This is a genomic window from Rhodococcus sp. IEGM 1372 (assembly GCF_030056835.1).
Lineage (GTDB): Bacteria > Actinomycetota > Actinomycetes > Mycobacteriales > Mycobacteriaceae > Rhodococcoides.
Genome location: NZ_JASHKS010000066.1, coordinates 1 through 11,685, shown reverse-complemented (window position 1 = coordinate 11,685; position 11,685 = coordinate 1). Strand labels below are relative to the sequence as shown.

Sequence of the window (11,685 nt, the reverse complement as noted above, 5' to 3'; positions counted from 1 at the left end):
ACAAACGACTGCTCGTTGCGACGACCACGTGAACCCGTCACGAGTTTCTGCTCACATGCGGCGCAGCCGCTCAATACGGCCGGTGGCCGGCCATCCGCTCGAGTCGCTCGATGCGGTCGGCCATCGGCGGATGGGTGGCGAACAACTGCCCGGCCTTGTCGCCCATGCGGAACGGATTCGCGATCATCAGATGCGACTCCGCCGCCAACCGCGGCTCGGGCGGCAGCGGTGCCAGCTGCACTCCCTGCTCGAGCTTGCGGAGTGCCGACGCCAGCGCCAACGGGTCACCGGTCAGCTCGGCCCCGGACTGGTCGGCCTGGTACTCACGCGAGCGAGAGACCGCGAGGCGAACCAGGCTGGCCGCAACGGGCCCCAGCATCGACACCAGCAGCAACGCGAGCGGGTTCGGGCCCCCGTTGCCGCGTCCGCCGAAAATGTTGGCGAAGAAGGCCAGGTTCGCCAGACCCGAGATGACCGACGCCATCGCACCGGCCACCGACGAGATCAGGATGTCGCGGTTGTAGACGTGCGAGAGCTCGTGCCCGAGCACCGCGCGCAGTTCCCGCTCGTCCAGGATCCGCAGAATGCCCTCGGTGCAGCACACCGCAGCGTTGCGGGGGTTGCGGCCGGTGGCGAACGCGTTGGGGTTGTTGGTGGGACTGACGTACAGCGCAGGCATCGGCTGATGAGCGGCCGTCGCCAACTCGCGCACGATGCGATACATCGCCGGCTGCTCGAGCTCGGTCACCGGGACCGCATGCATCGACCGCAGGGCCATCTTCGCGCTGTTGAAGTACGCGTAGCCGTTGACGCCGACTGCCAACACGATGGAGCCGATGAGAATGGTCGCGTTACCGAACAGCGAACCGATGAACACGATGAGCGCCGACATCCCGACCAACAGGCCGAAAGTCTTCGCACCGTTCGCGTAACCGTTCATGACTGAAGATGCCTCCTCGTACCGGGTCTTCCTACCCGATTCAACGAAAACACCTGGACCGGCAGTTCCCGGCCCGAAGTCCGAGCCGACTACCCGACGCGCTCGACGGTGTAGTTCACCAGGCGGCCGAGGGCATCGTTGGCCGGACCCTGCGGCAACAGGGCGAGTTCTGCGTGTGCCCGCGCGGCATATTCACCGAGTGTCTTCTTTGCCGAGACCATGCCGGGTGAGCGCTGCAGCAGCTCCAGAGCCTCGGTGACCAGCGCGTCTTCGGTGACCGGACCGGCGAGGATCTCGCGCAGCCGATCGCCGTCGGCACCTTCCTCGCGCAGCGCGAAGAGCACCGGCAGAGTGTGTACGCCCTCCCGCAGGTCGGTGCCGGGAGTCTTTCCGGACTGCTCGGTTGCCGAGGAGATGTCGATGATGTCGTCGGAGATCTGGAAGGCGGTACCGACGGCGTCACCGAGGCGCTCGAGGCGTCCCACATGTTCGGCGTCGCCGCCACTGAACGTTCCGCCGAAGCGTCCGCACGAGGCGATGAGCGATCCGGTCTTCTCCCACACGACCTTCAGGTAGTGCGCGACGGGATCGTCGGTGCTCTTGGCCCCGATGGTCTCGCGCATCTGACCGGTGACGAGTTCTGCGAAGGTCTCGGCGATGATGCGGACGGCGTCGGGTCCGAGGGTGGACACCAGACGAGACGCATGCGCGAACAAGTAGTCGCCTGCGAGTATCGCCACACTGTTGCCCCAGCGTGAGTTCGCGCTCTCGGCACCTCGACGCATCGACGCCTCGTCCATGACGTCGTCGTGATAGAGCGTCGCCAGATGAACCAGCTCGACGACCGTGGCCGCGGTGACGATCGCCGGATCGGTCGGCGACGGTCCCAGCTGACCGGTCAGCACGGTGAACAGGGGTCGGAAGCGCTTTCCGCCGGCCTTGGCCAGGTGCAGAGCGGCCTCGGTGAGGAACTCCTCACCGTCGGAGAGCTCGCTGATCATCAGTTCTTCGACGCGTGCGAGGCCGTCGGCGACGGTTCGCGCGAGCTCCGGGTCACCCAGGTCGACTCCGGCAACGACCGTTGCTACGGCAGCGTCGTCTGTACTCACGATGTTGGTCCCTGTCCTGTCGTCGACATGCCGGCGGCAGCGGCGAAGCGCCACTGCTCGCCTTCTACCGTAGTGAACCTAGCGTGCACACCGGTGGGACGGTGTCACCGACCACAGGTGACGCTTCACACGGCGTCGACCGGAGACCCTCGGCGCACCCGTTCGTCGAAATCGGGATACTGGAACACGTGACCTCTTCCCACCCCGCCCCACCCACCGCGACCGACCTTCTGGTCGTGGGCGCGGGCCCCGCAGGATCGTCCGCTGCGGCATGGGCCGCACGATCCGGCCACGACGTCGTCCTGGCCGACGCGGCAGTGTTCCCCCGCGACAAGACGTGCGGCGACGGGTTGACGCCACGTGCCGTCGCCGAGCTCGATCAGCTGGGTCTGGGCGAGTGGGTGCGCGGCAAAGCGCGCAACCGAGGACTGCGACTGAGCGGGTTCGGGCAGGAACTGGAACTCGAATGGCCGAGCAAGTCCCTTCCCACCGTCGGAAGTGCCGTTCCCCGAACCGAATTGGACGACAGGATTCGCGTCGCCGCAGTCGAATCCGGGGCCGTGATGGCCGAGGGCGCGAAGGCTGTCGCCGTCACCCGAGACGGCAATTCGGTCCGCTCGGTAACCCTCCAGACCGCCACCGGAGCACACGAGATCTCCTGCCGCACACTGATCGTCGCCGACGGTGTCCGCTCGAGCCTGGGCAAGCAACTCGGGCGGCAATGGCATCGCGACACCGCATTCGGCGTCGCCGCTCGCGCGTACATCGACTCGGGCCGTAGCAACGACGAGTGGATCAGCTCGCACCTCGAATTACGTGACGCCGCAGGCACACTGCAGCCCGGCTACGGCTGGGTCTTCCCGCTGGGCGACGGAACCATCAACATCGGCGTCGGCACCTTGGCCACCGCCAAGAGGCCGGCACCCGGAGCGCTGCGGCCACTGCTCGACCTCTACACCCACCAGCGCCGCGGCGAATGGGACCTCGGCGGGGAGTTGCGCTCGGTGGCGTCGGCGCTGCTGCCGATGGGCGGCGCGGTCTCGGGAATCGCAGGCACCAACTGGGCCATCATCGGCGACGCCGCAGCCTGCGTGAACCCACTCAACGGCGAGGGCATCGACTACGGACTCGAAGGCGGTCGCATGGTCGTCGACCTGCTCGATCACCCCGACCTCACCGACGCCTGGCCGACCCTGCTCCGCGAGCACTACGGGCAGTCCTTCTCCATCGCTCGACGCCTCGCCGGACTGTTGACGGTGCCGAGATTCCTGCCCGCAGCGGGTCCGGTGGGCATGCGCTCGCGGGCACTGATGAAAGTCGCCGTCCGCTGCATGGGCAACCTCATCACCGAAGCGGACAGCGATCTCGTCGCCCGCACGTGGCGGGCATCGGGAAGCGGATCACTGAAAATCGATTCCCGGCCGCCCTTTACGTGAATCGCGTCAGGGTCGAGTTGCCTTGTGCAGAGCCACAATTCCACCGGTGAGATTGCGCCACTGCACGTCGATCCAACCGGCGTCGGCGATGCGCTGCGCCAATTGCTCCTGCGTCGGCCACGCGCGGATGGACTCGGCCAGATACACGTAGGCGTCGGGGTTACTGCTCACGGCGCGAGCGACTTTCGGCAACGCCTTCATCAGGTATTCCATGTACACCGTGCGGAACGGCCCGAACACCGGCGTGGAGAACTCCGAGACGACGAGCCTGCCGCCGGGCTTGGTGACGCGGGCGATCTCGCGCAGGCCTGCGTCGAAATCGGAGACGTTGCGGAGGCCGAAGGAGATGGTGGCGGCATCGAAGCTGGCGTCGGCGTAGGGCAGTGCCATCGCGTCGCCTGCGACCATCGGAACGCCTCGCTGCAGTCCTGCCTGCAGCATGCCCTTGGAGAAATCGGTGGCCACACACCAGGCTCCGCTGAGCCCGAGTTCGACGGTCGAGACGCCGGTGCCTGCGGCGAGGTCGAGTACCCGCTCGCCAGGTTTGAGATCGAGGGCGCGCCGAGTCAGTTTGCGCCAACTCCGGTCCTGTCCGAACGACAGAACCGTGTTGGTGATGTCGTATCGACGGGCGACGCCGTCGAACATCGACGCCACCTCGTGGGGCTCTTTTGCCAGGGTTGCGCGTGATGTCTGGGCCACGAAGTCCAGACTACTCAAGCGATCTTCTGCACCCGCGGCGCTGTGATGCCTTGCACGTCGTAGTAGTGCGAGATCAGCTCGTCGCAGATGGCAGGCCAGGTGCGGTGCAGTACCGATTTGCGGGCTGCGTCGCCGAAGCGGGCGCGGGTGGTGGGTTCGGCGAGCGCTCCGACGGCACTGGGCAGCAGTTCGGTGAACTTGTCGACCGGCAGCAGGTATCCGTTGCGGCAGTGCGAGACCAGATCGCGTGGGCCTCCCGCGTCGGGTCCGATGACGGGGACGCCGCTGGCGAGGGCCTCTTGCACTGCCTGGCAGAAGGTTTCGTGTTCGCCGGGGTGGACGAAGATGTCGAAGCTGGCGTACGCCCGAGCGAGTTCGTCGCCGCCGAGTTGGCCGGTGAAGATCGCCCCGGGCATCAGGGTCTGCAATGCCGCTGTGTCGGGTCCGCCGCCGACGATCACCAGCTGGATCGACGGGTCTGCGGCCAGTACGGCGAGCCGCTCGACGTGTTTCTCCGGGGCGAGCCTGCCGACGAAGCCGACGATCAGCTTCTCGCCTGCTCCCCACTGACTTCTGAGCGTCTGCGATGCGGCCGAGGGTGCGAAGCGAACGGCGTCGACTCCCCTGGCCCACCGGTGGACGCGCGGAATGCCGTGCAACTCCAACGCGTCGACGGCCGAGGTGGACGGGGCCAGAGTGCGGGCCGCGCCTCTGTGCAGTCTCCTGGTCCAGCGCCACGCGGCCTTCGAGGTGAGGCCGAGGCCGTAGCTGGCGGCGAAACCGGCGACGTCGGTCTGATAAACAGCGACCGCGGGGACGTCCAGCCGGTTGGCTGCGGCCAGCCCGCCCGCTCCGAGCAGGAACGGTGACGCCAGATGTACGACGTCGGGGGCGAAGGCGCGCATCGCCGAGACCATGCCCAGCCCGGGGACGCCGACGGGCAGCGAGCTCACCTTGGGGACCATGACGGACGGCACCCGGTGCACCGGAACGTTGTCGTGCCACGTCGCGGCTCTGGGACCGGATGGATTGTCCGGAGCGATGACGATGGCGTCGTGCCCCGTCTTGTCGAGGTGTTCGAGGACACGGATCACCGAGTGGGTGACGCCGTTCATGTTGGGCAAGAACGATTCCGCAACGATGGCTACTCGCACGATCCTCAGTGTGGGCGGCCCCGCCGTCGGCCAGGTATGGACAACGTTACGTGTGGGCCAACGTCACACGAATTGCGCGAGCACCCACGACGAATCCGGGTTGGTGCGATGTTCGGAGCCCGCGAACACCGTGGGAACCGTCTCGTTGCCGTCGTTCACCGATCGCACTCGCGCGGCCGCAGCGGGGTCCTGGCGGATGCTCGCCCACACGGCTTTCTTTCCGCGCAGCAGCAGCGCCACCCGCAACCGCAAGCAGAAGATGCATCCCGGACGCCAGTAGATCAACGGCACCGATTTCTCCGTTGCCTGATTGCGCGACGCGTCGTCGGACAGAGATCGCGGATACAGCACCGGCGTCGTCAGGACGAGAACGAACACCACGGCGAGCACCATCACCACGATCGAGGACGCAATGTTTCCGAAGTTCACCAGCGCGAACCCGGCGACCGAACCGAGGGCAGCGAGGACGAAATGCTTTGCGTTACGCATTCTCGGCCTCCTTGCGACGTAACCAGAACAGCGCCGGACCGGCGATCAGCCACGTGACGACGATGACGGATCCGGCCGGAACGATCGCGACGGTGGCGTCGCGGCCCGCGACGCGAACCAACTCGACGTCCGGGTCGGCCTTGTAGTACTCGACCTCGATGCGCTGGCCCGCGACGAGATTGGTGGGGTACAGCACGCCGAGAGGGGGGTTGTGCGTCACGCCGTCGGGGGTGATGAAGCTGACGGCCGAGCGCAGCTTGCCCGCGGACAGTACCTCGGCGGTGGCGGTGCCCTTGTCGGAGTCGATGGTGACGTCGTTGCGCCAGGCCCCGATGACGAGAAGCACGGCGAGGACAGAAATCGCGACGGCGACCACCAGCACGACCAGCCGGGCCCTGTGCAGCGTTCGGCTGCCTCTGTCGGTATCGGTCACAGCGATCAGGTTACTTCGCAGCCGACGCGACTCGGCTCGGGTAGCGTCTGGACTCATGTCGCGCAGCTTCGAGTTCACCGTCGAATCGTCCAATCCCCCCGCTGACGTGCACGCAGCACTCACCAGCGAGGACCAGTGGATGGCGCGCTTCGCCAAGGCGAAGAAGACCGACGGGTACGAGCTGACCAAGCACGACGACGGTGGCCTGACCGTCGACATCTCCGAAGAAGTCGGCACGTCCGAACTCCCCGGCTTCGTCACGAAGGTGATCAAGGGAAAGCTGATCGTCTCGCGCACCGATCACTGGGGGCCGCTCGAGGGCGACCACGCCGAGGGGACGTTGACCGGCGGCACCACCGGTCTGCCCGCGAAAGTGAACGGCACCCTGTCGTTGCGCCCCAACGGCACCGGCGCGAAACTGATCGTCAAGGGTGACTCGACCGTGAAGATCCCCATCGTGGGCGGCAAGATCGAGGACCTGATCAACAAGATGATCAAGGACATGATCGACCAGGAAACCGGCCAGACCCTCGAATGGGTTGCAGCGCAGGAGAACTAGAGACGCGCCCGAATCGCTGCGTGTAGATCACGCAGTCCCGATCGCTCCGTGGTCACTTCCAGCACCCTGATTCCCGTGGCATGTCCGGTGAGTTCGGTTGCCAGATCGGCCAAGTCGACCAGCCGATGCTCCACGCGGTAGGCACCGCACAGCGCGCCCAGGTCCATGCCGTGGGGCGTACCGAACACTCTCTCGAACACCCCCGCGTACTGAGGATCGCCCTGTTCGAGGAGCTCGAAGATGCCGCCGCCGTCGTCGTTGGCGACGACGATCGTCAGGTCTTCGGGACGCGGTTCACCGGTGCCGATCAGCAAGCCCGCTGCGTCGTGCAGAAATGTCAGATCACCGAGAAGTGCCACGGTGCGCCGCTTTCCGGCCATCGCGGCACCGATGGCCGTCGAGACGGTGCCGTCGATACCGGCCACGCCGCGGTTGGAGAGAACCTTCACGTCCGGGTTCGGAGTCGCCACCAGGGCCGCGTCGCGCACGGGGTTGGACGCTCCGAGCACCAGCTGATCTCCGGGCTGCAGCGCAGACATGACCACGTCCGCCACGTGCAGTCCCGTCGGCTTGGGGTGCTCTCGAAGTTGTTGATGCACAGCCAGTTCGGCTCTCTCGGAGAGCGCGGCGCAGCGGGCGATCCAGGCGGGGTCGGGCGCGCCCGTGGTGACCGCTCTGGTGCCGGTGGCCAGCACGTTGCCGGAGACGTCGGGCCAGCGCGGACCGGTGGTGAGCGCGATGACGTCCACGGCCGGATCGGCCAGCAGCGCCGAGACCTGCCTGTGCAGCGTCGGCCGCCCGGTGATGACGGCCTGGCGCGGCTTCAACTGCGCAAGAGCCAAGGGATGCAACGGGATTCCGTGCAGGGGGGCGGTCGGCTCGGCGACGGTCGGCAACCCGGCCAGCTCCGGACGCACGGCGCCGCCGTGACCGGAGACGACCACGGTGTCGACCGTCAGATCCAGTTCGACGGGGACGTCCAATGTCGCCTGCGTGGTCGAGGTCCACGGCAACCCGTCGGGCCGACCCTCCGGACGCGCGCCGGGGTCGCCGATCGCAGGCACCAGTGGCTCGCGCAGCGGGATGTCGAAGTGCACCGGACCGGCGTTGCCGGAGCGTGCGCCGCGCGCTGCGGCGATGACGCGGGAGACGGCGCTGCGCCACTGACTGTTCTGCTTGGGTCCTTCCTCGGCGAGTCCGAGGCTGATCGTCGCGCGTACCTGAGATCCGAACAGACCGAGCTGCTCGATGGTCTGGTTCGCGCCGGTGCCGAGCATCTCGTACGGGCGGTTGGCGCTGATGACGATCAGCGGGATGCGCGCGTAGTTCGCTTCGAGAACCGCAGGCCCCAGATTGGCGACCGCGGTTCCCGACGTCATGACCACAGGAACGGGCTGACCACTGCCCAGGCTCAGGCCGATGGCCAGAAAGCCCGCGGTTCGCTCGTCGATCCGCATGTGCAACCGCAAGCGGCCGGCAACGTCCGCCTCCTGCAACGCGAACGCCAGCGGGGCGTTCCGCGAGCCGGGGCACAACACGACGTCTCGGATCCCGCTGCGCGCCAGTTCGTCGACGACTGCGGTGGCCTGTGCGGTGGACGGATTCACAGAATCCAGAGTGTCAGATGCGTCGGTCAGCCGCCGCAACCGGGCTTTGACAGTATTGACGTGTGCGTACAGTCTTCCGGCCCGATGAGGTCTCCCCCCGCCGCTTCTACCAGCTCTTGACCGCGTCGGTGGTCCCCAGGCCGATCGCATGGATCTCCACCGTCTCGGCCGACGGTGTGGCGAACCTCGCGCCGTACAGCTTCTTCACGGTGTCCTCGGTGGAACCGCCGGTCGTGCAGTTCACCTCGGTGAGCCGCAAGGACAGTCTGCGCAACATCGAGGCCACCGGAGAGTTCGTCGTCAATCTGGCGACGGCTCCGTTGGTGGATCAGGTCAACGGCAGCTCGGCGAGCTTCGATCACGGCGTCAGCGAATTCGAGGAGCTCGGGATCGAGAGCGAACCCAGCACCGTCGTCACACCACCGCGCGTTGCGGCCGCTCCGATCGCCATCGAGGCGAGACTGCATCGCGTCGTCGAGGTGGGCAACTGCTTCGTCGTCATGGGCACCGTCGTCGCCCTGTCCGTGCGTCCCGAATATCTGGCCGAGGACGGACTGCCCGAGTTCGACGCCATCGCTCCGCTCAGCCGCCTCGGCCGTACCGAGTGGGGGTTGCCGCCCGAGGTTCGTGAGATCGAGCGCCCTTCTTGATTCGCTGGTCGCTGCTGATTCTCGTCACGGTCGGCCTGACCGTCGGCGCGGATGCTCTGGGGATTCCGTCGGCAGCACTGTTCGTCGCGCTGCTGGTGGCGATGATCTTCGCGCTCGCCGGCTGGGCACCGACCACGGGAACCGAGCGCGCCCCGCTGCCGCGCCGACTCGGCATGGTGGCTCAGGCGGTGCTGGGTGTCGAGATCGGAACGCTGGTGCAGCGAGACACCCTCAGCTCACTGGGCGACGCCTGGTTGCCGGTGCTGCTGGCATGCGTCGGAACGCTCGTGTTGTCCATCGCTGCGGGCGCGCTGCTGGGACTGCGTAAGGACATCGATTCGCTGACCGGTGCGCTGGCACTGGTCGCGGGCGGCGCGTCGGGGCTGGTGGCCATTGCCCAGGAACTCGGCGGCGACGAACGCGTCGTGGCGGTGGTGCAGTACCTGCGGGTCGTTCTCGTCACCACCACCCTGCCGCTGGTGGCGACACTGCTGTTCCGCGCACAACCCGGTCAGTCGACGATGCTCGCCGATTCCGGCGCTCCGCTGTACGTGGACCTGGCCTTCGTTCTGGTCTGCGGCGGGGTGGGAGTCCTGCTCGCACTGGCACTCCGATTTCCCGCTCCGGCGCTGCTGGGCCCGCTGATCGTCGCCACGTGCGCCGACGTTCTCGGGTTCTCGTTCGACGCCAGTGTTCCCACGTTGCTGCTGTGGGCGGCGTACATCGTGATCGGGTGGCAAGCCGGTCTGCGATTCACCGTCGCGAGCCTGAAATCCATCTCGCGGGTGCTGCCGTCCGCGTTGCTGCTCATCATCGCCGTCACCGTCGGGTGCGCGATGTTGGGGCTGTGGTTGGCCTCGGCGACGGGCACCAGCGGATACGAGGGCTACCTCGCCACCACCCCGGGTGGGGTGTACGCAGTGTTGGCCATCGCGGCATCGACCGGTGCGAACGTGACGTTCGTCGTGGCCGCCCAGGTGATCCGAGTGTTCATGATGCTGTTCGCGGTGCCGATGGGAGCGAAGGTGGTCCAGCACTATCGGCGAGGGCGGCCCGAGTGAACAGACGCCACCCCATTCGGAGTTGGATCGGCCGATGTCGTCGGCACGGCCGAGGACGGATTAGTGTCATCTCACATGTCCGGCTTGGGAAAAGGTCACACGGTCGTCACCGACTCGGTAGATGTCGACAGCGCATCGTTCGCCTCGCTGCGCGCCCGTCCTCTCCCCCGCGCCGAACGCTACGAACTGGGTCGACGCCTCCGCGAGAAGGTACCGATCGCCTCCCTGGGTGACTGGACCCCACCGGCGGATCGACCCGACCCGGTCAAGCAGATCGAATACTCCCACCAGGGACGCATCGAATGGCTGATCCCGACGCGCCTCGAGCGGATGGTCGAATCCCCCTACGGCTTTCTGCGTGGCACGGCCATAGTCATGGCCCGGGACGTGGCGATGCTGCCGTCGACCGGCATCAACCCGGTCATCAGCGGCGACGCCCACCTGGGCAACTTCGGCTTCTACGCGTCCCCCGAACGCGACCTCGTCATCGACCTCAACGACTTCGACGAGGCCCACCCGGGAGCCTGGGAATGGGATCTACGACGCCTCGCCGCGAGCATCTGGGTGGCCGGGCGGCAGAACGGCCGCACCGAGGACCAGTGCCGCGACGCCGTCACCGCCTGTGTGTCCGCGTACCGAATCGAGGTGGCCAGACTTGCCGACGAGCCACTGATGTCGCGATCGTTCCAGCGCCTGACGGCCGAGAAACTGCAGCGCGACGCCACCGAGGGTTCGCTGCGCAAGGAGATCAAACGCGCCACCAAGAAAGCGCGTCGACGCACCAGTGACCGCGTTCTGCCGCGCTTCACCGAAAAGCACGAGGGCAAGCGCAGAATCGTAGAGGAGCCGCCGATCACCACCCGCATCTCGGCGCGGGACGAGGAACTTCTCGCCGTCGGATTGGACGAGTACCTGCTCACCCTCACCCCGCACTGGCGTCGAGTGCTCGGTGGATACACGTTGATCGACGTGGCGCACCGCGTCGTCGGCGTCGGCAGCGTCGGACTGCGGGCGTACGTGGCTCTGCTCGAGGGCACCAGCGAGGACGATGTGGTGTTTCTGCAGCTCAAGCAGGCCAGACGTTCGGTGCTCGCGCCGTACGTGCACGGCGAATCGGCCTGGCACGATCATCAGGGCCAGCGGGTCGTGGAGTATCAGCAGGATCTGCAGACCGTCAGCGATCCGCTGCTGGGCTGGACGACCATCGCCGGACGGCAGTACTACGTGCGGCAGTTCCGCAACATGAAGGGAACGATCGACCTGTCGTCGATCGATGCGCCCGCTCTGGTCGACTACGCACGGGTGGTGGGCCGACTGCTGGCCAAGGGCCATGCGCGCACCAGTGGCGCGTCGATGATCTCGGGTTACACCGGCGATTCCGATGCTCTCGAGGTTGCGCTGTGCCGCTTCGCGCAGCTGTACGCGGATCAGACGGAAGCCGACTGGGAGCGATTGAGCGCTACGCGCATGTGAACGGAAACTCGTAGCAGACTACGGGCGGATTCGAGCGGTGGTCGCAACGGGCCTGATCATTAGGGATGTTTG

At 66.8% G+C, this 11,685-nt stretch carries 12 protein-coding genes; 5 read left to right on the top strand and 7 right to left on the bottom strand.

Annotated features, from left to right (window positions below; all coding sequences use genetic code 11):
- Nucleotides 1-70 precede the first annotated feature (70 nt).
- Together htpX and QM590_RS25165 are read right to left on the bottom strand one after the other, a co-directional pair.
- Nucleotides 71-940, bottom strand: a complete 870-nt coding sequence (gene htpX / locus QM590_RS25170) for a zinc metalloprotease HtpX (protein ID WP_068046268.1) — start codon at nucleotides 938-940, stop codon at nucleotides 71-73.
- 89 nt (nucleotides 941-1,029) lie between these two features.
- Nucleotides 1,030-2,049, bottom strand: a complete 1,020-nt coding sequence (locus QM590_RS25165; RefSeq protein WP_094641106.1) for a polyprenyl synthetase family protein — start codon at nucleotides 2,047-2,049, stop codon at nucleotides 1,030-1,032.
- A gap of 188 nt (nucleotides 2,050-2,237) precedes the next feature.
- On the opposite strand from QM590_RS25165, the gene QM590_RS25160 reads away from it, so the two are divergent.
- Nucleotides 2,238-3,485, top strand: a complete 1,248-nt coding sequence (locus QM590_RS25160; protein ID WP_269596810.1) for a geranylgeranyl reductase family protein — start codon at nucleotides 2,238-2,240, stop codon at nucleotides 3,483-3,485.
- Nucleotides 3,486-3,491: 6 nt separating this feature from the next.
- Here QM590_RS25160 and QM590_RS25155 read toward each other — a convergent pair whose 3' ends face one another.
- The 4 genes from QM590_RS25155 to QM590_RS25140 form a co-directional block, all read right to left on the bottom strand.
- Nucleotides 3,492-4,187, bottom strand: a complete 696-nt coding sequence (locus QM590_RS25155) for a demethylmenaquinone methyltransferase (protein WP_269596809.1) — start codon at nucleotides 4,185-4,187, stop codon at nucleotides 3,492-3,494.
- 14 nt (nucleotides 4,188-4,201) lie between these two features.
- Nucleotides 4,202-5,341, bottom strand: coding sequence for a glycosyltransferase family 4 protein (locus tag QM590_RS25150; protein WP_269596808.1), 1,140 nt, complete (start codon nucleotides 5,339-5,341; stop codon nucleotides 4,202-4,204).
- A gap of 63 nt (nucleotides 5,342-5,404) precedes the next feature.
- Nucleotides 5,405-5,830: a glutaredoxin domain-containing protein gene (locus QM590_RS25145; protein ID WP_269596807.1), complete on the bottom strand. Its 426-nt coding sequence runs from the start codon at nucleotides 5,828-5,830 to the stop codon at nucleotides 5,405-5,407.
- Nucleotides 5,823-6,263 carry a DUF3592 domain-containing protein gene (locus QM590_RS25140; RefSeq protein ID WP_068282362.1) on the bottom strand — a complete coding sequence of 147 codons (441 nt, stop codon included), beginning with the start codon at nucleotides 6,261-6,263 and terminating at the stop codon, nucleotides 5,823-5,825. Before QM590_RS25140 ends, QM590_RS25145 begins: the two co-directional genes overlap by 8 nt.
- A gap of 55 nt (nucleotides 6,264-6,318) precedes the next feature.
- On the opposite strand from QM590_RS25140, the gene QM590_RS25135 reads away from it, so the two are divergent.
- Nucleotides 6,319-6,822 carry a DUF2505 domain-containing protein gene (locus tag QM590_RS25135; RefSeq protein ID WP_269596806.1) on the top strand — a complete coding sequence of 168 codons (504 nt, stop codon included), beginning with the start codon at nucleotides 6,319-6,321 and terminating at the stop codon, nucleotides 6,820-6,822.
- Here QM590_RS25135 and menD read toward each other — a convergent pair.
- A complete protein-coding gene (gene menD, locus QM590_RS25130; protein WP_269596805.1) occupies nucleotides 6,819-8,429 on the bottom strand; it encodes a 2-succinyl-5-enolpyruvyl-6-hydroxy-3-cyclohexene-1-carboxylic-acid synthase in 1,611 nt (536 codons plus the stop codon). The two genes, QM590_RS25135 and menD, sit on opposite strands and share 4 nt — an antisense overlap.
- A gap of 62 nt (nucleotides 8,430-8,491) precedes the next feature.
- On the opposite strand from menD, the gene QM590_RS25125 reads away from it, so the two are divergent.
- The 3 genes from QM590_RS25125 (at nucleotide 8,492) to QM590_RS25115 (ending at nucleotide 11,613) form a co-directional block, all read left to right on the top strand.
- Complete coding sequence (locus QM590_RS25125; RefSeq protein WP_094687941.1) at nucleotides 8,492-9,079, top strand: flavin reductase family protein; 588 nt, start codon at nucleotides 8,492-8,494, stop codon at nucleotides 9,077-9,079.
- Nucleotides 9,076-10,140, top strand: coding sequence for an AbrB family transcriptional regulator (locus QM590_RS25120; protein WP_269596804.1), 1,065 nt, complete (start codon nucleotides 9,076-9,078; stop codon nucleotides 10,138-10,140). Before QM590_RS25125 ends, QM590_RS25120 begins: the two co-directional genes overlap by 4 nt.
- Before the next feature lie 75 nt (nucleotides 10,141-10,215).
- Nucleotides 10,216-11,613, top strand: coding sequence for a DUF2252 domain-containing protein (locus QM590_RS25115; RefSeq protein WP_068046318.1), 1,398 nt, complete (start codon nucleotides 10,216-10,218; stop codon nucleotides 11,611-11,613).
- Nucleotides 11,614-11,685: the final 72 nt, after the last annotated feature.

Bases quoted from the DNA above. Each gene is read 5' to 3' on its own strand.
- htpX (WP_068046268.1), bottom strand. From the start codon at position 940: ATGAACGGTTACGCGAACGGTGCGAAGACTTTCGGCCTGTTGGTCGGG.
- QM590_RS25145 (WP_269596807.1), bottom strand. From the start codon at position 5,830: ATGCGTAACGCAAAGCATTTCGTCCTCGCTGCCCTCGGTTCGGTCGCC.
- QM590_RS25135 (WP_269596806.1), top strand. From the start codon at position 6,319: ATGTCGCGCAGCTTCGAGTTCACCGTCGAATCGTCCAATCCCCCCGCT.
- QM590_RS25115 (WP_068046318.1), top strand. From the start codon at position 10,216: ATGTCCGGCTTGGGAAAAGGTCACACGGTCGTCACCGACTCGGTAGAT.